The sequence below is a fragment of the Glycomyces mayteni genome, from assembly GCF_042428885.1.
Taxonomy (GTDB): Bacteria; Actinomycetota; Actinomycetes; order Mycobacteriales; family Micromonosporaceae; genus Glycomyces; species Glycomyces mayteni.
The window spans coordinates 723,461-748,628 of sequence record NZ_JBHMBP010000001.1; the positions used below are offsets into that span (position 1 = coordinate 723,461).

Genomic DNA, 25,168 nt, shown 5'->3' on the forward strand with positions numbered 1-25,168 from the left:
CGACGGCTCCTTGCAGTGCGGCGGGAGGGTACATTTCACAGTATGCACACACCCGGATGCCCTTGAAACCGCTGTAAATGTGGTTTCTTGTGGAAATTTCCGGACCCATTTGCAAAACTTGTGAAAGGACGTGGTCATGGCGCTGCGCAAGGCGAAGGTGGGGCTGCGGCTGCGCCGGTTCCGCGAGGAGCAGGGGCTCACGCAGGCCGCGCTCGCGACGGCCCTGGGGATCTCCACGAGCTACGTCAACCAGATGGAGTCGAACCAGCGGCCCATCACCGGGCCGGTGCTGCTGCGCCTCGCCGAGGTCTACGACGTGGACGTGCAGCGGTTCTCCGCCTCCGAGTCGGACCGGCTCACCGCCCAGCTGCGCGACGCGCTCGCCGACACCGCCCACGCCGACCGCGTCTCGAACGGCGAGGCGCGGGAGCTCGCCGAGTCGATGCCTGGATTGGCGCAGTACGTGGTGGACCTGCACCGCCGCTACCAGCACATGGTCGAACGGAACGCCGCGATGAGCGCCGAACTCGACGCGGGCTCGCCGACCGCGCACGAGGAGGTGCGGGACCTTTTCTACGCCAAGCGGAACCACGTTCCGGCACTGGACGAGGCGGCCGAGCGGATGTACGAGGAGGCGTCGCTGGAACCCGGATCGCTGGCGGAGGGCCTGGCCCGGCTCCTGCGCGAGCGGCACGGCACGGTCGTGGCCGACCTCGAAGCGGGCGAGGGGAACAGCGTGAAGCGCCGCTTCGACCCCGACGCGAAGGTGCTGCGGGTCTCGCCGCTGCTCAGCCCCGGCCAGCGGGCGTTCCAGCTCGCCACGCACCTCGCGCTCGTCGCGTGCGACGACCTCATCAGATCCGAAGTGGACGGCGCGGACCTGTCGGGGGACGAGGCCCGCGGCCTGGCCCGGATCGGCCTCGCGAACTACTTCGCGGGCGCGCTCATCCTCCCGTACGGCCCGTTCCTCAGGGCCGCGGAGGAACTGCGCTACGACCTCGACCTGCTCGGGCGGCGCTTCCGCGTCGGCTTCGAGACCGTCGCGCACCGGCTCTCGACGCTCCAGCGGCCCGGCGCGCGGGGCGTGCCGTTCTTCTTCGTGCGCGTCGACCGGGCCGGGAACATCTCGAAGCGCCAGTCCGCCACCGACTTCCACTTCTCGCGCGTCGGCGGCACCTGTCCGCTGTGGGACGTCTACGAGGCGTTCGCGAGCCCCGGCCAGATCCGCACCCAGCTCGCGCAGATGCCCGACGGCCGCTCGTACCTGTGGGTCGCGCGCACCGTGACCCGCCGCTACGGCGGGTTCGGGACGCCCGCGAAGACCTTCGCGATCGGCCTCGGCTGCGACCTCCACCATGCGCACCGGCTCGTCTACGCCGACGGGCTCGACCTCGCCAACCCGGCGATGCTCACCCCGATCGGCCCCGGCTGCAAGGTGTGCGACCGCAAGGGCTGCCCGCAGCGGGCGTTCCCCGCGATCGGCGCGCCGCTGGAGGTGACCGACCGCCAGAGCCGGTTCACCCCCTACCCGTCGGCGGACTAGTGCGCGGGCGCGTGCTCGGCGTCCTCGCGGAGCTTCCGGTTCGGCAGGAAGAACGCGAGCACCGTGCCCACCAGGATCACCGGGACCAGCCCGAGGAAGATCGGCAGCAGCGCGTCGGAGTACGCGTTGATCACCTGCTCGCGCAGGGCGTCCGGGAGCGAGCGCACGATCGCGGGCGTGATCGACTCGGCCCCGGCCCCGCCGAAGTCCGTGCCGATCCCGGCGAGGTGGTCGGTGAGCCGGTTCGTGAACACCGCCCCGACCACCGCGACCCCCACCGTGGCGCCGATCTCGCGGAAGAAGTTGTTCGAGGACGTCGCGGTCCCGACCTCGCTCTGCGGGAACGCGTTCTGCACCGCGAGCACCAGGTTCTGCATGACCAGGCCCATCCCCGCGCCGAGCAGCGCGATGTAGGCGCACAGCACCCATACGGGCGATGAGGGGTCGAGTGTGGACATGAGCCAGATCCCCACGGGCATGACGAGCATCCCGGCGACCACGAACCCCTTGTACCGCCCCAGCTTCGACACGAGCGAGCCCGAGGTGACGGCCGTGAGCATCATCCCCGCGACCATCGGGATGAGCAGCAGCCCCGACTCGGTCGCCGAGTAGCCGTACACCATCTGGAGGTAGGTGGGCATGTACGAGATGACGGCGAACATGCCCAGGCCGATCGCGATCATGCCGATGAGCGTGGCGATCGAGAACACCGGGTTCTTCACCATCCGCAGCGGGATCAGCGGCTCCTTCGCGCGCCGCTCCACGACTGCGAACAGCACCGCCGCGACGACCGTGACCGCGCCGAGCCAGAGGATCTGGGGCGACGTCCACTCGTACTCGGTGCCGCCCCACGTGCACACCAGGATCAGCGAGGTCACGGCCACGGCCATGAGCGCCGTCCCGAGGTAGTCGAACTTGACGTGGACCCGCTTGCGCGGCAGCTTGATCGCGGCCGCGGAGATGGCGAGCGCGGCGACGCCGAGCGGCAGGTTGATCCAGAACGCCCAGCGCCAGTCGGCGTTGTCGGTGATCCACCCGCCCAGGAGCGGGCCCGCGACGGCGGCGAGGCCGAACACGGCGCCCATGGGGCCCATGAACTTCGCGCGCTGGCGCACGGGGACGAGGTCGGCGATGATCGCCTGGGAGACGATCATGAGCCCGCCGCCGCCGAGGCCCTGCAAGGCGCGGAAGGCGATGAGCTGCGGCATGTCCTGCGCGAACCCGGCGAGGCCGGAGCCGAGGACGAAGACCGCGAGCCCGGCGAGGAAGAGCTGGCGGCGGCCGATGAGGTCGCCGAGCTTGCCGTACACGGGCATGCCGATGGTCGCGGCGAGGATGTACGCGGTGGTCACCCACGCCATGTGGGAGAGGCCGTCGAGTTCGCCGACGATCGTGGGGAGCGCGGTGGAGACGATGGTCTGGTCGAGCGCCGACAGGAGCATGGTGACCATGAGGGCGGCGTAGATCCACCCGAAGTGGGACGGGAGCTTCGCGCCGGTGCCGGGCGCGGGCGGTTCGAGGGTCTCAGTGGTCACGGCGGACTCCAAGTGCGGGAAGGACGACGAGGTCGAGGAAGCGGGTCAGGTAGGCCCGGTCGGGGAAGTCCCCGGTGTGGATCTTGTGCGCGATGAGGGAGGCGAAGAGCAGTTCGGGGACGAACTCGCGGGCGGGGGCGTCGGCGGCGATCTCGCCTCGGGCGGCGGCCCGGTCGAGCACCGCCTCGACGGCCCGCTGCATGGGTGCGACGAGGATGTCGCGCTGGGCCCGGTCGAGTTCGGGGTCGGTGCGGGCGGCGTTGGCGAGGGCGCTCATGAGGTCGTGGTCGTCGGGGCCGGACTCGATGATCGCGGCGGTCCCGGCGAGGAAGTCGCCGCGGAGGCTCCCGGTGTCGACGTCCTCCAGGGGGGCGGGGCGGCGGTTGCGCACGGCCTCGACGACGAGGCGCGGCTTGCCGTTCCAGTGGCGGTAGAGGGTGGCGGTGCTGGTGCGCGCTTCGGCGGCGATCTGCTGCATGGTGACGTTCTCGTAGCCGTGCTCGCGGACCAGGCGCTCCACGCAGCCGAAGATCTCGGTCTCGCGCTCGGCCGAGAGGCGTGAGCGTCGTTCCACGGGCCTGCTCCTATCGAAACGAAGTGTTTTCGTTTCGATCATAGGCGCGGCGGGCGCGGCGCGTCCACGCCTGTGGCGGACGAGACTCCTCAGACCTCGACCTGGGACCCCATGATGATCGTGCGCTCGCGCGGGAGCCGGAAGTGGTCGGCGGCGTCGGCGGTGATCCGCGAGGTCGCGATGAACAGGTGCTTGCGCCACTGCGCCATCGTCGGCTGCTCGCTCGGGTGCAGGTGGATCGTGGACAGGAAGTACGACGCCTCGTCGATGCGCAGGCGCCCGCCGTGCTTCTCGCGGTCGAGCTGCGCGAGCGCGCGCGGCACGTCCTGGACCTCCATGTACCCGAAGCGGATCTGCACGTACACGATGCCGTCGTCGGCGAAGCCGAGGAAGTCCTCGGAGACGCGGTCCTCCTCACCGATGCGCGGGACCGGCTTCGTCTCGATCGAGGCGATCACGATCTGCTTGTGCCGCACGTGGTTGTGCTCCATGTTCGCGCGCAGCGCGAGCGGCGTGGTGAGCTTGCCGCGGTTGAGGAACACGGCCGTGCCGGGCACGCAGTTCGTCTTCGGCAGCTCGGCGCGCAGCTGCTTGACGCACGCGCGCAGCGGGCCCTCGCGCCGCTCGCGCTCGGCGGTGACGATCGCGCGGCCCTTCTGCCACGTGACCATGACGGTGAACGCGGCGAGGCCGATGAGCAGCGGCAGCCACGCGCCGTGGACGAGCTTCGTGAAGTTCGCGGCCAGGAACAGCAGGTCGAACCCGAGCAGGAAGACCCCGCCGCCGAGGACCAGCCACAGCGGCAGCTCCCACCGCGACTTCGCGATGTACAGGAACAGGAGCGTCATGATCGTGATCGTCCCCATGACGGCCATGCCGTACGCGTACGCGAGCGCGTGCGAGGACCGGAACGCGAACACCAGGGTGAGCACCGAGACCATGAGCAGCCAGTTGATCCACGGGACGTAGATCTGCCCGTACTGCTCGGCGGAGGTGTGGTCGATGCGCAGGCGCGGCAGGTAGCCCAGGCGCGACGCCTGGGCGGCCACGGAGTACGCGCCGGTGATGACGGCCTGCGCGGCGATGACCGTGGCGGCCGTGGCGAGGATCAGGAGCGGCAGGCGGGCCCAGCCGGGGGCGAGGAGGAAGAACGGGCCGGAGACGGCGGTGCCGTCCTCCAGGACCATCGCGCCCTGGCCCATGTAGTTGAGCAGGCACGCGGGGAAGACGAGGATGAGCCACGCCTTGGTGATGGCGGGGCGGCCGAAGTGGCCCATGTCGGCGTAGAGCGCCTCGGCGCCGGTGATGCACAGGACGATCGCGGCGAGCGCGAAGAACGCGATGTGGAAGTGATTGACCAGGAAGTCCGCGGCGTAGACCGGGCTGAGGGCCTTGAGGATCTCCGGGTGGCCGCTGATCCCGCGCAGGCCCAGGAGCGCGAGGACGCAGAACCAGGCGATCATGACCGGCCCGAAGGCCCGGCCGACGGCGGCGGTGCCTTTGCGCTGCACGAGGAACAGCACCACGATGATGGCCGCGGTGACGGGGATGACGAGGCTGTCGAGGCTCGGGGCGACGACCTCGATGCCCTCGACGGCGGAGAGCACGGAGATCGCGGGCGTGATCATCGAGTCGCCGAGGAACAGGGACGCCCCGAAGATGCCGAGGGCGGCGAGGGTGAGCGCGGCGCGGCGGCCGCGGCCCTGCTTCCACTTGTGCAGGAGCGTGATGAGGGCCATGATGCCGCCCTCGCCGTCGTTGTCGACGCGCATCGCCAGGAGCACGTACGTGACGGTCACGATGATGACCATGGACCAGAACATGAGGGACACGACGCCGAAGATGCTCTCGGGGGCCACGGGCACCGGGTGCGGGTCGGCGGGGTTGAACACGGTCTGGAGCGCGTAGATCGGGCTGGTGCCGATGTCGCCGAAGACGACGCCGAGGGCGCCGACGACGAGCGCGAGGCGGGTGGCGTCCCGGACGCCGCGCCCGGGCTGGGGCGCGGTATCGGTTGCGGGTCCGGGCTGACCCGCGCTGCCGGCGGCGGTCACTTGCGTTCACTTCCTGTCGGACGGGCGGCCGGACCGTCGCGGGCGGGCGTCCGCGGTCGTGTCCGACCGATGCACGATACCCCGCCCAGCGCCTCTGCCGACCTGGAGCCGCGAAGGGGGCGCGCCTGCCGGTGGGCCGCATTGCCGCAGATCACACCTCGATTGTGGTCCGGTCCGGGCGGCGGTGCCACCCGAAAATCCGGGGGCGGGCGGGCCCGCGGCGGGGCTACGATGGTCGGCGGTGATCCCCCGGGCCCGCGGGCCGCGGGGGCGTCCGCGGCCCCCTTCCCCATCCGTTCCCCGAGCCTCGCTGCGGCGCAACCGAACCGGCGACGACCCATTTCCTCGAACCGAATCCGGGGCACACCTGATGGACTCCATCACCCTCGACGGCAAGCACCCGATCGCCTCGCTCGCGCGGTCGCTCACACCACGGCGGGGGCGCCTGGGCGCGGCCGTCGCCGTCTTCATCGTCAAGGACAGCCCGGTCTGGCTGCTGCCGGTCATCACCGGCGCGGCCGTGGACGCGGTCGTGGACCGCAGCCCGCTGTCGACCCTCGGCTGGCTCGCGCTCGGCGCGGCCGTCCTCGTCTTCCAGAACGTGTTCACGCACGTGTGGTTCACGCGCCTGTACATGGGCGTCGTGCGCTCGCTCGGCGCGGACCTGCGCAACGCGCTGGCGGCGCGGCTCCAGCTCCTGTCGATCGGGTTCCACTCGCGGTCGAACGCGTCGATCATCCAGAGCAAGGTCGTGCGCGACGTCGAGAACGTCGAGCTGATGCTCTCCCAGTCGGGCGGGCCGTTCCTCCAGGCGGTGTTCGTGTTTGCGGGCGCGATCACGATGACCTCGCTGACGGTGCCGCAGTTCCTGCCGGTGTTCGCGCTGTCGCTGCCGTGCGGCTTCGGCGTCTGGTGGTTCACGCGCCGCCGCACGCAGGAGCGCAACCAGGAGTTCCGCAAGGAGATGGAGGTGTTCTCGGCGCGCGTCGGCGAGATGGCGGCGCTCATGCCGATCACCCGCGCGCACGGCCTGGAGCACGTCGCGACCGAGCGGGTCTCGCAGGTCGCCGACGAGGTGCGGCACCGGGGGCTGCGCCTCGACGTCGTCAACGGCCGCTTCGGCGCGGCGAGCTGGGTGACCATGCAGCTCCTGTCCGTCGGGTGCCTGCTGCTGGCCGCGGCGGTGGCGCTCCTGGAGTGGGCGCCGATCACCGCCGGGCAGGTCGTGGTGCTCGGCACGTACTTCTCGATGCTCACCGGTTCGGTGGGCGCGGTCCTCAACCTGGTGCCGGTGACGGCGCGCGGCACCGAGTCGGTGCGGTCGATCGCCGAGGTCCTCCAGGACCCCGACATCGAGCGGAACGAGGGCAAGGCCGTGGCGGCGGTCGCGGGCCGGGTGGAGCTGCGCGGCGTCTCGGTCAGCTACCGCGACGCGGGGCGGCCGGCGCTCGACGGCGTGGACCTGGTGGTGGAGCCGGGGCGGACCGTCGCGTTCGTGGGGCCGTCGGGCTCGGGCAAGTCGACGCTGATGAACACGGTGCTGGGCCTGATCCGGCCGGACTCGGGCGCGGTGCTCGTGGACGGCGAGGACATGGAGGGCCTCGACATGCGGTCGGTGCGGCGGCACGTGTCGGTGGTGCCGCAGGACTCGGTGCTGTTCGAGGGGTCGGTGCGCGACAACATCACGTACGGGCTCGGGACGATCGAGGACGAACGCGTGCGGGCGGCGCTGCGGGACGCGAACGCGCTCGCGTTCGTGGAGGCCCTGCCGCACGGGTGGGACACGGTCGTCGGGGAGCGGGGCGCGCGGTTGTCGGGCGGGCAGCGCCAGCGCCTGTCGATCGCTCGGGCGCTCATCCGCGACCCGCGCATCCTGTTCCTGGACGAGGCGACGAGCGCGCTCGACTCGGAGTCGGAGCGGCACATCCAGGGCGCGCTGGAGACGCTGATGCGCGGGCGCACGACCCTGGTGGTGGCGCACCGGCTGAGCACGGTCCGCTCGGCGGACCTGATCGTGGTCCTGGAGGACGGCCGCATCACCGAGCAGGGCACCCACGCCGAACTCCTCGCCGCCTCGGGCCGCTACGCGGCCCAGTGGGGAGTCCAGCACGCGGCGGCCTGAGCAGGGCATGCCGCGGCTTCACCTCTGGGTAAGGGCCCCCGGTTGCAAACCTAGCCGGGGGAACCTGAAGGGGAGCTGAAGCGGGATGAGAAAGTTTAGGGACGCAACTTAGTGAGGGGTGCTCCATGATCGTGTCGGCAGCCGTGCATCCGATCGTCTCCGGGTTCCATCCGGACCCGACGGTGTGCCGGGTGGGCGGGGACTACTTCCTGGCCCATTCGAGCTTCGAGTACTTCCCGGGGGCGCCGCTGTTCCACAGCCGGGACCTCGTGTCGTGGCGGCAGGTCGGGAACATCCTCGACCGGCGCGGGCAGTTCCTGCGCGGGGACGGGCGGCCCTCCGGCGGGATCTACGGTTCGACGCTGCGCCACCACGACGGCCGGTTGTACTTCGTGACCACGAACGTCGGCGACGACATGGGGCAGACCATCGTCTCGGCCGAACTCGTGTCCGATACCGACCATGAGCGGCTGGTGTGGAGCGACCCGGTGTTCGTGCCGCAGGCCGACGGCATCGACCCCGATCTCGCGTGGGACGAGGACGGGACCTGCTACCTGACGTGGGCGGGCGCTGTCCGCGCCGAGGACGGCGGCCGGTCGGCGAACGGGATCTGGCAGGGCCGCCTCGACATGAAGACCGGCGCGTTCGAGGAGCCCCCGTACCTCGTGTGGCAGGGCTTGGGACTCGCGTACCCCGAAGCGCCGCACCTGTACCGGATCGGGGACCACTGGTACCTGCTGCTCGCCGAGGGCGGCACCGAGCGCGGCCACGGCGTCACCATCGCGCGCGCCGATCGCCCCGAGGGCCCGTACGAGGCGTGCCCGCGCAACCCCGTCTTCACCCACCGGTCCACCCCGCACCCGGTGCAGAACACCGGCCACGCCGACCTCGTGGAGACCGCCGACGGCGACTGGGCGGCCGTGTACCTCGCGGTGCGCCCGGGCGGGTTCACGCCCTCGTTCCACGTGCTCGGCCGCGAGACGTTCCTCGCCGGGGTCGACTGGGTCGACGGCTGGCCGGTGTTCGACGAGGACCGGTACGAGTTCGCGCCGGACCCGACCGGGTTCGCCGACGAGTTCGCGGCCGCGCCGCCGGGCCCGCGCTGGGTCGCGCCCGCGAGCGAGCCCGCGAAGATCGCGTCGGTCCGCGAGGGCGGCGGGCTCGACCTGCGCGACCCGGCCGACGGGTCGCCCGGGCTGCTGTGCGTGCGCGTCAAGGACCTCCGCTGGGAGGCCGAGGCGGTGTTCGCCGCCTCGGGCCGGTTCGAGGTCCGCATCGACGACCGGCACCGGTACGGCCTGGTCTACGCCGAGGGCCGCGTCACCGCGGAGGCGCGGATCGGCGGCGTCACCGCCGAGCTCGGGTCGGCCGCGGCCGGGCCGGAGGCGGTCCTGCGGATCGCGGCGGTCGAGTGCGAGGCCGAGACCATGACGGCCTACGGCCCCGACGACCTCGTGCTCACCGCGGACGGCGTCGAACTCGCGCGCCTGGACGGCCGCTACCTGTCGACCGAGGTCGCGACCGGCTTCACCGGCCGGATGCTCGGCGTCGGCGCCGCCGGGACCGGCTCGGTCCTGCGCCGGTTCGCCTACACGCCCTGACCGTTAACGGTCGCGGTCGCGGCCGATCAGGGCCCTGACCGCGGTCAGTCCTGGTCCTTCTCGGACAGGTCGCGCACCACCACGACCGGGCACGGCGCGTGCGAGACGCAGTACTGGCTGACCGAGCCGACGAGCGTCCCCACGAACCCGCCGTGCCCGCGCGAGCCCACGACCAGGAGCGCCGCGCCTTCGGCGGCGTCCATGAGGACCCGCGCCGGATGCCCGGCGACCGTCTTCTGGTCGATGACGACGCCCGGGTCGTTTCCGGCGGCCTGGTCGATCGCGCGGCTGAGGACCTGCTTCGCGGCGGACTCGAACTCCTCGTTCGAGGGGAGGGTCATCACCATGCCCGTGCCGTACGCGGCGGGCACCTCCCACGCGTGCAGCGCCTCCAGTTCCGCGCCGGTGAGCGCGGCCTCGCGCAGCGCCCATTCGAGCGCCCGCTGCGAGGGCGCCGAGCCGTCGACGCCGACGACGATGCGGTCCGGCTTGTGCTCCGAGACGTCCATGTCCGCTCCTTCCGTCAAGCCCCTTCCATGGGGGGACCGGTCGGGTACCCGGAGCGGGCCCCCGCGAACCCGGGGATCGGGGCGAATCGCGGCATCGGGGTCCATTCGGGAGTTATATTCAGGCGTCACCGACCCGACCGACCTGCGAGGACGCCATGGCGCACGACACCGCCGCCACCTCGGCTACCTCTGAAGGCCGCCCCGCAGCGAAGTTCACATTCTGGACGATGACCGCGATGGTCGTCGGCTCCATGGTCGGCGCCGGCGTCTTCTCCCTCCCCGCCCGCTTCGCGCAGCAGACCGGCGTCGCCGGAGCGCTCATCTCCTGGGCCATCGCCGGGACCGGCATGCTCATGCTCGCGTTCGTGTTCCAGCAGCTCGCCGTCCGCCGCCCCGACCTCGACGCCGGGGTCTACGCGTACGCGAAGGCCGGGTTCGGCGAGTACCCGGGCTTCTTCTCCGCGTTCGGGTACTGGGCCAGCGCCTGCGTCGGCAACGTCACCTACTGGGTCCTCATCATGTCCACCGTCGGCGCGGTCGTCCCCGCCCTCGGCGAAGGGGACACGGTCCTCGCGATCGTGCTGTCCTCGGCGGGCCTGTGGGGGTTCTTCCTGCTCATCAAGCAGGGCGTGAAGGAGGCCGCGGCGATCAACCGGATCGTCACGGTCGCCAAGCTCATCCCCATCGCCGTGTTCGTGATCCTCGCGCTGTTCTTCCTCGACCCGCACGCGTTCGCCCAGAACTGGGGCGGCGCCGACTACGCCGGGTCCCTGTTCTCCCAGGTGAAGGGGACGATGCTGGCGACGGTGTTCGTGTTCCTCGGCGTCGAGGGCGCGTCGGTGTACTCGCGGCACGCCGCGCGCCGCGAGGACGTGGGCCGGGCAACGATCACCGGGTTCCTGTCGGTGTTCGCGGTGTTCGCGTCGGTGACGATCGTGTCCTACGGGATCATGCCGATGGACGAGATCGCCGAGCTGCGGCAGCCGTCGATGGCCGGGGTCCTGGAGCACGCGGTGGGCACGTGGGGCCTGGTGTTCGTGTCGGTCGGGCTCATCGTGTCGGTGCTCGGCGCGTACCTGGCGTGGACGCTCATGGCCGCGGAGGTCCTCTTCGTCGCCGCCAAGGACAAGGACATGCCGCGGTTCCTCGCCCGGTCCACGTCCGAGGACGTGCCGGTCCCGGCGCTCGCGCTGTCGACGGCGCTGAGCCAGGTGGTCCTGGTCGTCACGTACTTCTCCGAGGACGCGTTCAACTTCGCGCTCGACCTGACGAGCGCCCTGACGCTCATCCCGTTCCTGCTCGCGGCGCTGTTCGCCGTGAAGGTGGCCATGGGCTGGGACCGCGGCGCGGTGGGGCGGCGGACCGGCGGGGCGCTGCCGATCGCGGCGCTCGCGGTCGTGTACACGGCGTTCCTGCTGTTCGCGGCGGGCCTGAAGTTCGTGCTCGTGTCGTTCATCGTGTACGCCCCGGCGACGATCCTGTTCGTCATGACCCGGCGCGAGCAGGGGCGGCGCCTGTTCAGCCCGGGCGAGGCGGTGCTGCTGGCGGCGTCGATCGCGGGCGCGGTCCTCGGCGTCGTCGCACTGGCCGCCGGATGGATCAGTATTTAAGGGAGAGAACATGACCGAGGGATACGGCGTCCACTCCGAGGTGGGCCGGCTGCGGAAGGTCCTCGTGTGCCGGCCGGGCCTGGCGCACCGGCGGCTGACGCCGACGAACGCGGACGGGCTGCTGTTCGACGACGTCATGTGGGTGGAGAACGCGCAGCGCGACCACCTCGACTTCGTGAACAAGATGCAGGCGCGGGGCGTCGAGGTGGTGGAGCTGCACGACCTCCTCGCCGCGACGGTGGCCGACCCGGCGGCCCGGTCGTGGCTGCTGGACCGGAAGATCACCGCGAACGAAGTGGGCCTGGGGCTCATCGAGCCGACCCGCGCCTACCTGGAGTCGCTGAGCCCCGCGTCGCTCGCGGAGTTCCTCATCGGCGGCCTGTCGACCGCGGACCTCCCCGAGGACCTGCGGCCGCCGTACCTCGCGCTGGCGCGCGAGTCCACGGGCGTGCGCGAGTACCTGATGCCGCCGCTGCCGAACACGCTGTACACGCGGGACACGACGTGCTGGCTGTACGGCGGGGTCACGCTCAACCCGCTGTACTGGCCCGCGCGGCGCGACGAGACGCTGCTGATGAAGGCGGTCTACCTGTTCCACCCGGAGTTCACGGGCTCGACGGTGTGGTGGGGCGACCCGGACGAGGCGTGGGGGCAGGCGACGTTCGAGGGCGGCGACATCATGCCGGTGGGCAACGGCGTGGTGCTCATGGGCATGAGCGAGCGCACCTCCCGGCAGGCGATCACGCAGGTGGCGCGGGCGCTGTTCGCGCGGGGCGCGGCCGAGCGGGTCGTGGTGGCGGGCATGCCGAAGCTGCGGTCGGCGATGCACCTGGACACGGTGTTCACGTTCGCCGACCGCGACGTGGTGACCCTGTACCCGCAGATCATGGACTCGGTGCACACGTTCTCGCTGTACCCGGCGGACCGGGAGCCGGGCCTGGAGCTGGTCGACCACGGCACGGCCGCGTTCACCGACGTCGTCGCCTCGGCGCTGGGCCTTTCGGGCCTGCGGGTCATCGAGACCGGCGGCGACGTGTACGCCTCCGAACGGCAGCAGTGGGACTCGGGGAACAACGCGGTCGCCCTGGAGCCGGGCGTGGTCATGACGTACGACCGGAACACGCAGACGAACACACTGCTGCGCAAGGCCGGGATCGAGGTCATCACGATCGTCGGCGCGGAGCTGGGGCGCGGGCGCGGCGGCGGGCACTGCATGACCTGCCCGATCGTCCGCGACCCCGTCGCCTTCTGATCGACCGGGCCGTGACGGGGCGCACATCGCCCCCGCGGCGGTCACGTTCGGGTCGAGGATTGCGTCATACCGCTGACCGCACTTCGGGGAAGGGACCGGACATGACCGACGACCAGTGGCTCGCACGCCGCTTCGACGAGGACCGCCCGCGGCTGGAGGCGGTGGCGTTCCGGATGCTCGGCTCCTCCGGCGAGGCCGAGGACGCCGTGCAAGAGGCGTGGTTCCGGCTCGCCGCCTCCGACGCCGACCGCATCGAGAACCTGAGCGGGTGGCTCACCACGGTGGTCGGGCGGGTGTGCCTGGACCAGCTGCGCCGCCGCAAGTCCCGCGCCGAGCAGCCCATCCCCGAGGCCGGGCCCGAGCCGGCCGCACTGCCGAGCCTCACCGGCGCGCCGGTGGACCCGGAGTCGTCGGCGGTCATGGCCGACTCGGTGGGCCTGGCGCTGCTGGTGGTCCTGGAGACCCTCGAACCGGCCGAGCGGCTCGCGTTCGTCCTCCACGACATGTTCGGCGTCCCGTTCACCGAGATCGCCCAGATCGTGGACCGGACCCCCACGGCCGCAAGGAAGCTCGCCAGCCGCGCCCGCGGCCGGGTGCGGGGCACCGGCGAGCCGGAGCACCGCGACGCGGCCCGGCAGCGGGCCGTCGTGGAGGCGTTCATGTCCGCAGCGAAGGAGGGGAACTTCGACGCCCTCGTCTCGGTGCTCGACCCGGACGTCACGCTGCGGACCGACGCGGCCGAGGTCGGCACCATCCTGCGCGGCGCGGCCACGATCGCGGGCGGCGCGATGACCTTCGCGGCCATGGCCTCCCAGGCGCAGCTGGTCCTCGTGGACGGCAAGATCGGCGCGGTCTCCTCGATCCCCGACATGCCCACCCGGGTCCTGGTGTTCACGATCGAGGACGGCCGGATCACGGCCATGGAGGGCATCACCGACGCGGCCACCATCCGCGGCATGGAGCTGACGCTGCTCGACGCGTGATCCTCCCGGGATCGTGCCGTCTCTCGACTTTCGATCGGTATCTATTGACTTTCGATAGATACCGATCGAGAATCGATGCATGAACGCATTCCTCATCCTCATGCTGCGGCTGGTGCTGGCCGCCTCGTTCCTCGCGTCCCTCTTCGGCCAGATCATGGTCGTGCCCAATTCGGGGATGCTGGAGTTCCAGCGCGACTACGGCCCCGACATGGCGCCGATCCTCGCCGCCGCCTCGATCATCGGCGTCGCCTGCGTCCAGGTCATGCTCGTCGCCGGCTGGATGCTCCTGGGCATGATCGACCGCGACGCGATCTTCAGCGACAAGGCGTTCCGCTGGATCGACGTCATCATCGGCGCCGCGCTCGCGGGGGTGCTCCTCTCGCTGGCGGTCGCCGTCTGCTTCTTCGTCGTGGACACCGGGGCCGACGAGATGGTCTTCATCGGCGCGATGCTCGGCCTCGCCGCGTGCATCGGGGCCGGGACCTCGTTCGCGATGCTCATGCTCATCATGCGCGGGCTCCTGCGCAAGGCCACCGAGCTGAAGACCGAGATGGCCGAGGTCATCTGATGGGCATCCGTGTGGAGATCGACGTCCTGCTGGCGGCGCGCGGCATGTCCGTGGGCGAGTTCGCCGAAGCGGTGGGGATCAGCCCCGCGAACGTCGCGGTCCTCAAGAACGGGCGCGCGAAGGCCGTGCGGTTCTCCACGCTCGAAGCGATCTGCCGGGTCCTGGACTGCCAGCCCGGCGACGTGCTCCGCTTCGTCCCCGAACCCGAATAGCGAACGGCGGCACCGGTCTCCGGTGCCGCCGTCCGCTGTTCACTCTTCTACTAGTGCCCGAACGCGTCCGAGTCCGCCGCCGCGCCCTCGCCGCGGTCCAGGGCCGACAGGGCCGCCACGTCGGCCGCCTCCAGCTCGAAGCCGAACACGTCGAGGTTCTGCTCTAGCCGCTCGCGGTTCGCGGACTTCACGGCCACCGCCAGGCCCAGCTCCAGGTGCCAGCGCAGCACGATCTGCCCCGGCGTCCGCCCGTACTTCTCGGCCAGGCCGACCACCAGCGGGTCCTTGCGGACCTCGCCGCCCTCGCCGCCGATCGGCGACCACGACTGCGTGACGATGCCCTTCGCGGCGTCGTACGCGCGGGTCTCGTCGCGGGTCGTGAAGGGGCTCAACTGGATCTGGTTGACGTCGGGCACGACCCCGGTGGCCTCGATGATCCGGTCGAGGTGCGCGGGCTTGAAGTTCGAGGTGCCGATCGCCTTGACGCGGCCCGATTCGAGCAGCCGCGCGAGGCCCTGCCAGGCCTCGGTGTACTTGCCGTGCTGCGGGTTCGGCCAGTGGATGAGCAGCAGGTCGAGGTAGTCGAGGCCGAGCAGGTCGAGGCGGCGCTCGGCGGCCTCGGCGGCGAGGTCCACGCCGTGCCACTCGCGGTTGAACTTGGTGGTGACGAACAGGTCCTCGCGGGCGACGCCGGAGGCCTTGAGGCCCAGGCCGACGCCGCGCTCGTTGCGGTAGTTCTCGGCGGTGTCGACGAGGCGGTAGCCGAGGCCGATCGCCTCGGCGACGACCCGCTCGGCCTCGGCGTCGTCCATGGGCCAGGTGCCCAGGCCCAGGCGCGGCATGGCGGCGCCGTGGACGAGGTCGACCGTGGGTGCGGTGGGAGCCACGATTGCGTCCCTCTCTCATCGGGTGCGGTTCGGCGTCTACGCTACCTCCCGTCCCGGCAGGCGGCAGCGTTTGTACCGGTGCAAAAAACTGTTTGTACCGGCATATAGATTCGGGGCATGACGAACGAGAACGCCGTGCTGCGCGTCCCTGCGGCCTCCCCCGCTGACGCGCTCGCCTTCTTCACCGCCCAGCTCGCCTTCCGCACCGACGTCTCCGACGTGTACGGCGCGCTCGACGCCGACGAGCCCGGTTTCACGCTCGTCGACTCCCGCGGGAAGGCCGCCTGGGACCAGGGCCGCGCCCCCGGCGCCGTCCACCTCCCCACCGACGAGATCGCCTCGCGCGCAGCGGAACTGGTCGACCCGTCCCAGCCCGTGGTCGTCTACTGCTGGGGCCCGGGCTGCAATGGCGCCTACCGCGCCGCCGTCGAGTTCGCGAAGCTCGGCTACCAGGTGAAGGAGATGATCGGCGGCATGGAGTACTGGATCCGCGAGGGCCTCCCCGTCGCCACCGACGCCGGCGTCGAGCGCGGCGAGCCCGACCCGCGGACCGTCCCCGTCACCGGCGTCTCCTGCGCCTGCTGACCTGACCGCCGGGTTTCGGGCGCGGGGCCGGTGGTCCGGTCCCCGCGCCCGCTCTGGGGTTGCCGGGTCGCCTAGAAGCCGCCTTCGAGGACGCCGGTCTCGCCGTCCTCGCCGGTGGCGGTGATCGTGAAGGCGTCGCCCTCGCCGCTGCGCGGACCCCCGTTGGGGTCGAACTGGCCCGCGAGCGTGTACTCGTTCCCGGCGGGGACGACCGCGCCGTCCTTGAGGGTCCAGCGCAGGACCGCGTACCCGTCCTCGCTGGTGTAGACCGCTTCGGTGAAGAGGTTGTCGTCGCTGGTCCACGCGTCGAGGAACGCGAGGCCCTCGTCCTCGGTGAGGCGCAGCTCCACTTCGAGGCCGGTCAGGGCGGTGTCGGAGCGGAACCTGACGACCGACTGGGTCCAGTAGTCGGTGTTGTTCGCGTCGATCGCGCCCTCGGACCACAGCCAGTCCGGCTGCTCGGGCGTCTCCTCGGTCTCGGTCTCGCCTTCGGCGCTGCTGCCGGTGCCGGAGGGGCCGTCGGGGGAGGACTCCTCGCTCGTGTCGTCCTGGGGCGCTTCGGACTCGGAGGTCTGGGCGCCGGGGTCCGCGGCGGGCGGGGCCGGGTCGGGGTCGGCGGAGGGGCCGCCGCCCTGGGTGAGTCCGAAGAGGACGACTCCGCCGATGAGGACGACGGCCGCGCCGGTGGCCATCGCCAGGTGCGGGACGCGCCAGCGCGCGCGCTCGGGCGCGGCGGCGGCCCCGCGGGGCGCGCGCATCCCTTCGGCGACGCGGGTCCACATGCGGTCGGCGTCGGGCTCGAACTCCTCGGCGCGGGCGCGGAGCCGGTCGGCGGGGTCGCCGTTCATCACGCCACCTCCTTGGTGACCTGCGCCCACGCGGGGCCGTCGGGTGCGGGTCCGAGGAGGCGGCGGAGGTCGGCGAGGCCCTTGGAGGTCTGGGACTTGACGGTGCCGACGGAGATGCCGAGGGCGTCGGCGGTCTCGCGTTCGGAGAGCCCGAGGGAGTGGCGCAGGACGACGCAGGCGCGGCGGCGCAGGGGGAGCCGGTCGAGGGCGGCGCGCACGTCGATGACGGCGGCGGTGTCGGGGCCGTCGGCGGTCTCGGTGGGCTTCTGCCAGAAGAGGGTGTTGCGGCGGCGTTCGCGCACGGCGGCGCGGATGCGGGTCTTGGCGAGGTTGGCGACGATGCCGCGGGCGTAGGCGATCTGCGAGCGGGCGCGGCGGGCCTGGTCCCATTGGCGCCACACGGCGAGCATGGCGTCGGCGGCGATGTCCTCCGCGGCGGTGCGCTCGCCGACGAGCATCCACGCGAAGCGCGCGAGCTCGGCGTGGTGCCGCTCGAAGAAGGCGCGGAAGGCGTCCTCGTCGAGTGCAGCGGGGACGTCCAACGGGGGCCTTCCGGTCGCATTGCGGGGAGGCGATTCTAGCAGCAGGACCGTGACCCCCTCACGTTCCGTTGCACGACAGGCGCAGGCACCCCCGGTGCCCGCGCCTGTCGATCTCCCATGGCAGGAAGCCCATCCGTGGAACCAGCGGAGTCGTTACGGGCGCGCCATGGCGGGGGTGGTGGTGAAAGTCGGTGAGGACATCGCGGCCCGTCCCTCCGGTAGATGTGCGGTGCGGCGAGCCGGGGTGCCGCACCGTCATCCAGTTGCCGCGGACGCCCCGAAGGTTGCCGCGGATTCGAGAACTTCTCGAACTTTCTGCGGCGGGCGGTCGCGGTGCAGGTCAGCCGATGGGGGCGGGGGCGGTGAGGCCGGTGAAGAGGTTGTCGAAGACGGCGGTGCGGTCGAAGCGCATCGCGTGGGCGCGGGCCCGCGCGGCCCATTCGGCGCGCTCGTCCCCGTCCATGGCGACGGCGAAGTCGATGGCGGCGGCGAGGGCCTCGGGGTCGGCGGCGGGCACTTCGATCGCGTTGTCCCCCACGGCTTCGGGGATGCCGCCGGTGCTGGTGGTGATGACGGGGCCGCCTCCGGCGAGCATCTTCTCGACCAGGGCGATGCCGAACGTCTCGACGAACTCGGGGCGCGGCTTCGAGGGCAGCGCGTAGGCGGCGCAGCCGTTCATGAGCAGCGGCTTCTCCTCGTCGGAGACGTCGGTGAGGAACACGATCCGGTCGTCCCCGGCGGCGAGCGCCTTGGTGTCGGCCAGGGCCGGGCCGGTCCCGGCGATGACGAGCCGGTGGGTGCGGGAGGCGAGGGACGAGCGGTAGGCGGCGATGAGGTCGTCGGCGCCCTTGGCGGCGGCGACGCGGGAGAGGAACAGGACGTACCCGTCGCGGTGGAGCCCGCGGGCGGCGAGCGCCGCGTCCACGGCGGCACGTCGTTCAGGGGTGCCGTCGAGGTCGGTGTACGCGGAGGCGTCCACGGCCGGGTAGGAGACCTGGACGCGGGCGGCGACCTCCTCGGCGAAGCGGGTGCCCAGGGCGAGGTCCACCTGCGCGGCCTCTTCCCGGATGAGGTCCTTCGTGTACTGGGACACGGCGACGCACCGGTCGTTGGCGAGGTAGGTGGTGAACAGGGCGGCGGCCGCGCCGAGCTCGCCGCGCGCGAGGCACCCGCGCACGACGTTCGTGATGTCGGAGCCGACGGCCTCGGCGATCGTGGTGACGTCCGCTCCGAGCCCCGCGGCGCGGACCGAGCGGAGGGCGTCCACGACGGCGTTCGCGTGCGGCGACAGGTACATCGACATGCACACGGTCGGGACGCCGTCGGTGAACAGCTCCACGAGGCGGCCGGTCATGCCGAGGAGGTGGCGCCCGTCGGGGACGCGGTAGTCCCCGACGGGTCCGGGCCGCTCGACGGTGATGCCCTCCGAGTAGGGGAGGAGCTCGTCGAGCGGTTTGAGCGGCAGTCCCGCGGCCTTCAGCGTGTCGATCGGCCAGGTCACGATGCGCACGTCGTCGAAGCCGCGGGTGAGGGCGACCTCGGCGAGGCCGCGGGCCTCGGTGGCGTGGCCGCACACGACGGGGTCGGCGCGGACGACGATGACGAGGCGGCGCTGCGGGCCGCGGGACTGCTCGGTCACGGTAGGAACTCCTGGAAGCGGGCTCCGGCGTCCCGAGCATGGTCGGCACGGTCGGAGGCGGACGGCGGGCGCGTCTTCGTCGCCCAGTCGGAGGGTTCGGGCCCGAGCTCGATCTCCAGGCGGCCGCCGCCGTGCAGCTGGTTGCCGGTGATGAAGCTCTGGTCCAGGGGCTTGCCGTTGAAGCGCGCGGACTGGACGTACCGCGGGGCGGTCCCGTGCGCGTCCTCGCCGATGCCGGTCTCGGCGTGCCCGGTGGTGACCAGCTCGAAGTCGTTGCCGCCGAAGCGCAGCTGCGCTTCGGCGAACGCGGGCGCGTTGACCAGGAACAGGTTCTGGCCGGCGACGGGGAACAGGCCCAGCGACGCCCACACGTACCACGAGGACAGCGCCCCTGAGTCGTCGTTGCCGACGAGCCCGCCGCGGCCGGTCCCGAACTGGTACGACAGGGCCGCGTGCACGACCTCGGCGGTCCGGTCGGGCCGCCCGGCGTAGTGGTAGGCCCAGGGGGCCTCCATGTCGGGCTCGTTGTTCAGGCCCTCGAACCGGTCGAGGTCCAGGCCCATCGCGAACTCGGTGCCGAACGGCGGCACGCCCAGCTGCACGACCGGGTCGGCGCCGAACCCGAAGAACCGGTCGAGGACCGCGGTGAACTCGCGGTCGCCCCCGGCGAGGTCGATGCGGGAGGCCATGTCGTGGAGCAGCCGGAACGAGTAGTTCCAGCGCCCGCCCTCGTAGAAGCTGGAGTCGCGCAGGAGCCCGTCGGGGCCGAACGCGTTGATCCAGCCCGTGGCCCTGGCCTCCAGCTCGTCGGCGAGCTTGAGGTCCCCGAGGCCGCGGGCGAGGACCGCGGTGCACCAGTACCCGGTGGCGAGGTCGAGGGTGTGGCTGATGGGGTGGACGACGCCGCGTTCGGTGTAGTCCTCGCCGTAGCCGCGCCGCAGGTCGTCCTGCATGTGGACGAGCGCCCAGTCCCATTCGGGCCCTTCGAGTCCGAGCTGGAACCCGTCGGCGAGCACGGTGTGCGCGAGCGCGGACGCCTGCCGGAAGAACCGGTCGGAGCCGCGGGCCATCCGGTACCCGATCGGGAGGTTCCCCTCCTCCTCGGCGATCCGCACGATGGCCTCCAGCATGTCCGCGCCCTTCGCCGGATTCAGGGCCGTGAGCAGCGGGAACTGGGTCTTGTACATGTCCCACATCGTCGCGATGTCGAACACGAAGGGGCCCTTGGAGGGCCAGAACGGGCTCTCGTCCTGCGCGAAGCACGGCTTGATGAGCGAGTGGTACAGGCTCGTCGCGAACACGGTCCGCCGCTCGGGCGTGCCGCCCTGCACCTCGACCTGCGAGAAGTAGTCGGACCAGGCGTCCCGGGTGTCCGCCAGCGCCGCGTCGAACCCGGCCTGCCCGGGGAGGGCCTGCTCCAGGTTCCGCTTCGCCTGCTCGGCGCCGCGCATGGAGAAGCCCATGCGGATCTCCACGACCTGCCCGGCCCTGGTGGGGCCCATGAACATGAGGCCGAACGGGCGCAGCGTGGTGCGGCGGATGTAGTCGAAGTCGAGGCGGGTGCCGCCGTCGACGCGCCGCCGGTCGTACCAGACGAGCTGGCGCCAGCCGGGCGCGTCGGTGTCGATGTAGACCGACAGCGGGATGCCCTCCATGACGACGGTGCCCTGCGCGCAGCCCTGCCCGAGGCTCTCGATGCCCGCACGGAGCGGGACCGTCGTGCCGTGCTCGATCGCGAGGCCGCCGTACGAGAAGTCCACGACCACGCGGGAGGAGGACGACTCGGGGAACGTGTACCGGTGGACGGCGGTCTTCGCGCCCACGGTGAGCTCGCAGCGGATGCCGTTCTCCAGGGTCGCGGCGTAGTACCCGGGGGAGGCCTCCTCCTCGCGCAGGCGCCACTGGTTCCCGAGGGAGTCGAGGGGCTCGACCATGGGGGTGACGCGGAAGTAGTTGTAGTACTTGCGGATCGCGCCGGTCCCGGACTGCTGGAAGTGGGTGAATCCGGAGGCGAGGTACTCGTCGTACATCGGCTCGGGCGCGCCCTCCTTCGAGATGCCGTAGAGGCCGTAGCCGGTGGGGTAGGCGCCGGAGCACGCGCACGCGGAGACCATCCCGAGCGGGTAGCAGGCGCCCGGGTGGGTGTTCCCCACCTGGGCCTTCGGCCACCACCAAGCGGCGGCCAGCCCCTGCGCCGCGGGCAGATCGGTAGCGGCAGTACCGATGAACGGGTCCACGCTGTCCAAGATGCGACTGAGATTAGAGCTCATTCGTCACATCCTCGTTACGGCGCGATGAACGCGCAAGCGTTCATGCGCACTTCGTCTAAGATCCGCCCCTGCGACACCGCCCGTGCACCGCTCCTCCCCGCGCACCGCCGCTCCCCGGCCGCCTACCTCGGCCGCCGCCTCCCCCGGCCGCTCCCGGACCGCCTCCTCCGGCCGCTCCCGGACCGCCTCCGGAGCGCTGTCGGACCCTCCGGGCACTATGGATTCGGGGGGCGCTCGCGATGCCCGATTTGCGCAGAACCGCCGAGACGCTCCCGATCCCCTCGGTGCGGTAAGGCAGGCCCTACCGTCCATTCGGCGGTCCACGTCAGTGTGCGGCAACGCGATCGGAAATAGCGTTGTCCCCATGAGCACAACCCTCGCCGCCCACCGCCGCCCCACCGTCGCCGACCGCGCCGCCGACGCGGGGATCGCCCTCACCCACGGGGACCGCCGCTGGCACCGGCCCCTGCTGGTCCTCGGGATCGCGTGCGGGGTCGTCGCCCTCGCCTCGCTCGCCGCGATGCCCTTCGACGACCGCACCATCCTCGGCGAGAGCGTCTGGGTCAAGTCCTTCAAGTTCGGGTTCTCCTTCTTCACCTACTGCCTGTCGCTCGCCTGGCTCCTGTCGCACATGACGAAGCTGCGGCGCACCGGCTGGGCCTTCGGGACCCTGTTCGCGGTCATCAGCGCCGCCGAGGTGGGCGTGATCGTCGCCGCCGCCGCGATGGGCACGTTCAGCCACTTCAACGCCTCCGACGACGCGTTCAACCAGGTCGTCCAAATGGCCTTCCAGTTCGTGCCCGTCATGTTCCTCGCCAACGTCGTCATCGCGGTCCTGGTCCTGTTCCAGCGCATCGGGGACCGCGCCGTCACCGCCGTGATCCGGTGGGGCCTGCTGCTGTCGAGCCTCGGCATGTTCGCGGCGTTCTTCATCGTCACCGTCGGCGGCCAGGGCCAGCGCACCCAGGTCGACGCCAACGGCGCCGAGGTCCCCCTCAACGCCGGGCACGGCGTCGGCGACCTCGACGGCAACGGCATGTTCCTCACCGGCTGGTCCACCACCGGCGGCGACATGCGCGTCGCCCACTTCATCGGCCTGCACGGCATCCAGGTCCTCATCGGCGTCGGCATGCTGCTCGCCTTCCTCGCCGCCCGCAGCGCGTGGCTGCGCGACGACCGGGTCCGCGCCGCCGTCGTCCGCTGGACCGCGGCCGGGTACCTCGGGGTGTTCGGCACGGCCGCCTGGCAGGCCGTCCGCGGCCAGTCGTTCGCCTCCCCCGACGCGGCCTCCCTGGCCGCCTACGGCGCGGCCGTCCTCGTCGCGGCCGCCGGCATCGGGCTCACCGTCGCCCGGGCCCGCCGCGCCGTCGGCAGCGCGGTCGTCGAAGGCCAGGCCGTCGAGGACCGGGCCCTTGAACTGAGATAACGCTTGCTTCCAGGCATTGCATCGGGCCGGGACCGCCGTTAGGCTGGTCCCGGCCCCGACCCGTCCCACCAGGAGGCACCAGCATGGAACCCTTGCGCCCCAAGCGTCTGCGCCCCGGCGACACCGTCGCCATCGCGGGACTCTCCGGCCCGCGCAGCGCCCACCGCGCCGAGGAGCTCGACGGCGCGGTCGCCGTCCTCGAAGCGCTCGGGTTCCGGGTCCGCGTCACGCCGCTCATCGCCTCGGGCGGGCACCGCTTCTGGCGCGCCGCCGCCCCCGCCGAGCAGGCCGCCGAACTGAACGCGCTCCTGAACGACCCCGAGGTCCGGGCAATCATCCCGTTCGCGGGCGGCAACGCGACCTCCGCGTACCTCGACCGCATCGACTACGACGCGGTCCGCCGCGACCCCAAGCCGCTCCTGGGCTTCAGCGACATCACCGCGCTCCACCTCGCCCTCCACTCGCAGACCGGCCTGGTCGGCATGCACGCCGACTTCGCGCCCGGCCTCAGCGGCCTGTTCTGGCCCGACACCTCCCCCGAGCGGCACGCCCAGATCCGCGACCTCCTCTTCGGGCTCCTCACCGGCGACCTCGCCGAGGCGACGCTCCCGGCCGACCGGCCTTGGGAGACATGGAAGCCCGGACAGGCCACCGGCCGCCTCGTCGGGGGCCTGCTCGACCGGCTCATCAACGTCCAGGCCTCGCCGTACGCGCTCGCGCCCGAGACCTGGGACGGCGCCGTGTTCTTCTGGGAGGACGTGGGCCGCAACCTCGGGCACGTGTGGAACCAGCTCCACGTGCTGCGCATGCAGGGCGTCTTCGACCGCACCGCCGCGATGGTCGTGGGCATCCCCACCGGGATCTCCGACCGCGACCTCCCCGACGGGACCCTCGCCGGAGTCAAGGACGTCGTGCTCGACGTGCTCGGCGACCACGACTTCCCCGTCCTCGCGGGAGTCGACTTCGGACATACCGGCCCGAATCTGCCGATGCCCATCGGCGTGTCGGCATCCGTGGACGCCACCGCCCAAGAGCTGCGACTGCTGGAGTCTCCCGTCGCCTAGACACTTCTTGCACGAACGGGTTGCGTTCGCAATTCCGGGCCCCTAAGCGGTTGCTTTCTTGTGGACCTTCGGGCACGGTTGGTAGACATGAGGATCCGAACGGCGACCCCCGCCGACGCAGACGAGATGGTTCAGGTCCGCACCGCTTCCTGGCGCGCGGCCTACGACGGCCTGGTCGGCGCCGACGTGCTGGCCGGGCTCCCCGAAGAGGCCTCCGAACGGTACGTGCGCTACCTCGCCCGCAAGCGCCCGCTCGAAACCGAGCTCGTGGCCGAGAAGGGCCCCTACGTGATCGGGTTCGCCGCGTTCACGTTCGACCGCGACGAGGCCGACGAGGACACCGCCGGGCCCGGCGTCCCCGGCGAGGTGCAGGCGATCTACGTCCACCCCGACCACTGGAGCCGCGGCGCGGGCCGGGCCCTCATGAACGAGGGCGTGCGCTGGCTCGCCGAGCAGGGGTTCGCGCCGGTGCGGGTGTGGATGATGGAGGGCAGCGCGATCAGCCGCCGCTTCTACGAGCGGTACGGCTTCGAACTCGACGGCGCCCGCAAGACCGTCGAGCTCAGCGGCGCGACCATCCCCTGTGAACGGTTGACGCTCAAGACCGGGGCCGCCTGACGGCGGCCCGGCCGCCGCGACCGGACGCGGCCCATTCGGACGCGGTCCGGACGGGCGCGCTCTCGACGGACGCAGTCTTAGCGGACGACGTCGAAGACCTGCTTCTGGATGCCGTTGGCGTACGCCTCGTACTCGACGAGGTCGAGCTTCACGGCGTCCTGGTCGGCCTCGCTGAACAGGCGCTTCCCGGCGCCGAGGAGCACGGGGAACACCAGCAGGTGGTAGCGGTCGACCAGCCCGGCGTCGGCGAGGCTCTTCCCGAGGGTGGCGCTGCCGTGCACCGAGATCGGGCCGCCCTCGGTCTCCTTGAGCGCGGCGACCTCGTCGATCGAGCGGAGGATCGTGGCGGGCCAGCGCTCGTCCTGCTCCTTGAGGGTGGTGGACACGACGTAGCGGGGCATGGCGTTGTACCCGGCGAACTCCTCGGTCATGAGGGGCCAGACGGGCGCGAACGCCTCGTAGGAGGCGCGGCCGAGCAGGAGCGCTCCGGCCTCGTCCTGCTCGCGGCCCTTGATCTCGTAGGCGTCGGGGAGGAACTCGATGTTCTTGTGGGTCCAGCCGGAGTTGCGGTAGTCGGCCTCCCCGCCGGGGGCCTCCATGACGCCGTCGAGGGAGACGAACGCGGTGACGATGATCTGGCGCATGATGCGGTCCCTTTCGCTCAGTGGATGGTCGCTCTCCCACTATGACGAGGGCCCCCGACAGGATTCATCGCAAACCTGAAAT

Annotated in this window: 22 protein-coding genes; 12 read left to right on the forward strand and 10 right to left on the reverse strand. The window is 71.6% G+C overall.

Annotation, left to right across the window (positions count from 1 at the left end):
- Positions 1-142 precede the first annotated feature (142 nt).
- Positions 143-1,543, forward strand: coding sequence for a short-chain fatty acyl-CoA regulator family protein (locus ACFFXY_RS03430; RefSeq protein ID WP_382347358.1), 1,401 nt, complete (start codon positions 143-145; stop codon positions 1,541-1,543).
- Here the strand turns inward: ACFFXY_RS03430 and ACFFXY_RS03435 are convergent.
- The 3 genes from ACFFXY_RS03435 to ACFFXY_RS03445 form a co-directional block, all read right to left on the reverse strand.
- Positions 1,540-3,078, reverse strand: a complete 1,539-nt coding sequence (locus tag ACFFXY_RS03435) for an MDR family MFS transporter (protein WP_382345870.1) — start codon at positions 3,076-3,078, stop codon at positions 1,540-1,542. The two genes, ACFFXY_RS03430 and ACFFXY_RS03435, sit on opposite strands and share 4 nt — an antisense overlap.
- The gene (locus ACFFXY_RS03440) at positions 3,068-3,652 is read right to left on the reverse strand and encodes a TetR/AcrR family transcriptional regulator (RefSeq protein ID WP_382345872.1); all 585 of its coding nucleotides are present in this window, start codon (positions 3,650-3,652) and stop codon (positions 3,068-3,070) included. Before ACFFXY_RS03440 ends, ACFFXY_RS03435 begins: the two co-directional genes overlap by 11 nt.
- 89 nt (positions 3,653-3,741) lie before the next feature.
- Positions 3,742-5,706, reverse strand: a complete 1,965-nt coding sequence (locus ACFFXY_RS03445) for a potassium transporter Kup (RefSeq protein ID WP_382345874.1) — start codon at positions 5,704-5,706, stop codon at positions 3,742-3,744.
- Between the two features lie 370 nt (positions 5,707-6,076).
- Between ACFFXY_RS03445 and ACFFXY_RS03450 the strand changes: the two genes are divergently transcribed.
- Together ACFFXY_RS03450 and ACFFXY_RS03455 are read left to right on the forward strand one after the other, a co-directional pair.
- Positions 6,077-7,828: an ABC transporter ATP-binding protein gene (locus ACFFXY_RS03450; protein WP_382345876.1), complete on the forward strand. Its 1,752-nt coding sequence runs from the start codon at positions 6,077-6,079 to the stop codon at positions 7,826-7,828.
- A gap of 125 nt (positions 7,829-7,953) precedes the next feature.
- Positions 7,954-9,429: a glycoside hydrolase family 43 protein gene (locus ACFFXY_RS03455; protein ID WP_382345878.1), complete on the forward strand. Its 1,476-nt coding sequence runs from the start codon at positions 7,954-7,956 to the stop codon at positions 9,427-9,429.
- Positions 9,430-9,473: 44 nt separating this feature from the next.
- On the opposite strand, the gene ACFFXY_RS03460 is transcribed toward ACFFXY_RS03455, so the two are convergent.
- Positions 9,474-9,938, reverse strand: a complete 465-nt coding sequence (locus tag ACFFXY_RS03460) for a universal stress protein (RefSeq protein WP_382345880.1) — start codon at positions 9,936-9,938, stop codon at positions 9,474-9,476.
- A gap of 227 nt (positions 9,939-10,165) precedes the next feature.
- Between ACFFXY_RS03460 and ACFFXY_RS03465 the strand changes: the two genes are divergently transcribed.
- The 5 genes from ACFFXY_RS03465 to ACFFXY_RS03485 all read left to right on the forward strand — a co-directional run bounded on the left by ACFFXY_RS03465 (position 10,166) and on the right by ACFFXY_RS03485 (position 14,563).
- Positions 10,166-11,548: a basic amino acid/polyamine antiporter gene (locus ACFFXY_RS03465; RefSeq protein WP_382347361.1), complete on the forward strand. Its 1,383-nt coding sequence runs from the start codon at positions 10,166-10,168 to the stop codon at positions 11,546-11,548.
- Positions 11,549-11,558: 10 nt separating this feature from the next.
- The gene (locus tag ACFFXY_RS03470) at positions 11,559-12,800 is read left to right on the forward strand and encodes an arginine deiminase (RefSeq protein WP_382345882.1); all 1,242 of its coding nucleotides are present in this window, start codon (positions 11,559-11,561) and stop codon (positions 12,798-12,800) included.
- Between the two features lie 101 nt (positions 12,801-12,901).
- Positions 12,902-13,783 carry a sigma-70 family RNA polymerase sigma factor gene (locus tag ACFFXY_RS03475; RefSeq protein WP_382345884.1) on the forward strand — a complete coding sequence of 294 codons (882 nt, stop codon included), beginning with the start codon at positions 12,902-12,904 and terminating at the stop codon, positions 13,781-13,783.
- 79 nt (positions 13,784-13,862) lie between these two features.
- Positions 13,863-14,351, forward strand: a complete 489-nt coding sequence (locus ACFFXY_RS03480) for a DUF2975 domain-containing protein (protein WP_382345886.1) — start codon at positions 13,863-13,865, stop codon at positions 14,349-14,351.
- Entirely contained in the window at positions 14,351-14,563 is a 213-nt protein-coding gene (locus ACFFXY_RS03485; RefSeq protein ID WP_382345888.1) for a helix-turn-helix domain-containing protein, read from the forward strand. Before ACFFXY_RS03480 ends, ACFFXY_RS03485 begins: the two co-directional genes overlap by 1 nt.
- 50 nt (positions 14,564-14,613) lie before the next feature.
- Here ACFFXY_RS03485 and ACFFXY_RS03490 read toward each other — a convergent pair whose 3' ends face one another.
- A complete protein-coding gene (locus ACFFXY_RS03490) occupies positions 14,614-15,405 on the reverse strand; it encodes an aldo/keto reductase (RefSeq protein ID WP_382347364.1) in 792 nt (263 codons plus the stop codon).
- Positions 15,406-15,567: 162 nt separating this feature from the next.
- On the opposite strand from ACFFXY_RS03490, the gene ACFFXY_RS03495 reads away from it, so the two are divergent.
- Entirely contained in the window at positions 15,568-16,035 is a 468-nt protein-coding gene (locus ACFFXY_RS03495; protein ID WP_382345890.1) for a rhodanese-like domain-containing protein, read from the forward strand.
- 71 nt (positions 16,036-16,106) lie between these two features.
- Here ACFFXY_RS03495 and ACFFXY_RS03500 read toward each other — a convergent pair whose 3' ends face one another.
- The 4 genes from ACFFXY_RS03500 to ACFFXY_RS03515 all read right to left on the reverse strand — a co-directional run bounded on the left by ACFFXY_RS03500 (position 16,107) and on the right by ACFFXY_RS03515 (position 21,334).
- Entirely contained in the window at positions 16,107-16,883 is a 777-nt protein-coding gene (locus tag ACFFXY_RS03500; RefSeq protein WP_382345892.1) for a hypothetical protein, read from the reverse strand.
- A complete protein-coding gene (locus ACFFXY_RS03505; RefSeq protein WP_382345894.1) occupies positions 16,883-17,425 on the reverse strand; it encodes a SigE family RNA polymerase sigma factor in 543 nt (180 codons plus the stop codon). Before ACFFXY_RS03505 ends, ACFFXY_RS03500 begins: the two co-directional genes overlap by 1 nt.
- 340 nt (positions 17,426-17,765) lie before the next feature.
- Positions 17,766-19,064, reverse strand: coding sequence for a glycosyltransferase (locus ACFFXY_RS03510; protein WP_382345896.1), 1,299 nt, complete (start codon positions 19,062-19,064; stop codon positions 17,766-17,768).
- Entirely contained in the window at positions 19,061-21,334 is a 2,274-nt protein-coding gene (locus ACFFXY_RS03515) for a glycoside hydrolase domain-containing protein (RefSeq protein ID WP_382345898.1), read from the reverse strand. Before ACFFXY_RS03515 ends, ACFFXY_RS03510 begins: the two co-directional genes overlap by 4 nt.
- Before the next feature lie 364 nt (positions 21,335-21,698).
- On the opposite strand from ACFFXY_RS03515, the gene ACFFXY_RS03520 reads away from it, so the two are divergent.
- From ACFFXY_RS03520 to ACFFXY_RS03530, 3 genes are all read left to right on the forward strand, one after another.
- Positions 21,699-22,760: a hypothetical protein gene (locus ACFFXY_RS03520; protein ID WP_382345900.1), complete on the forward strand. Its 1,062-nt coding sequence runs from the start codon at positions 21,699-21,701 to the stop codon at positions 22,758-22,760.
- Between the two features lie 83 nt (positions 22,761-22,843).
- Positions 22,844-23,824 carry a S66 peptidase family protein gene (locus ACFFXY_RS03525; protein WP_382345902.1) on the forward strand — a complete coding sequence of 327 codons (981 nt, stop codon included), beginning with the start codon at positions 22,844-22,846 and terminating at the stop codon, positions 23,822-23,824.
- Positions 23,825-23,911: 87 nt separating this feature from the next.
- Complete coding sequence (locus ACFFXY_RS03530) at positions 23,912-24,442, forward strand: GNAT family N-acetyltransferase (protein WP_382345904.1); 531 nt, start codon at positions 23,912-23,914, stop codon at positions 24,440-24,442.
- Positions 24,443-24,519: 77 nt separating this feature from the next.
- Here ACFFXY_RS03530 and ACFFXY_RS03535 read toward each other — a convergent pair whose 3' ends face one another.
- Positions 24,520-25,086, reverse strand: a complete 567-nt coding sequence (locus ACFFXY_RS03535; RefSeq protein WP_382345906.1) for a dihydrofolate reductase family protein — start codon at positions 25,084-25,086, stop codon at positions 24,520-24,522.
- Positions 25,087-25,168: the final 82 nt, after the last annotated feature.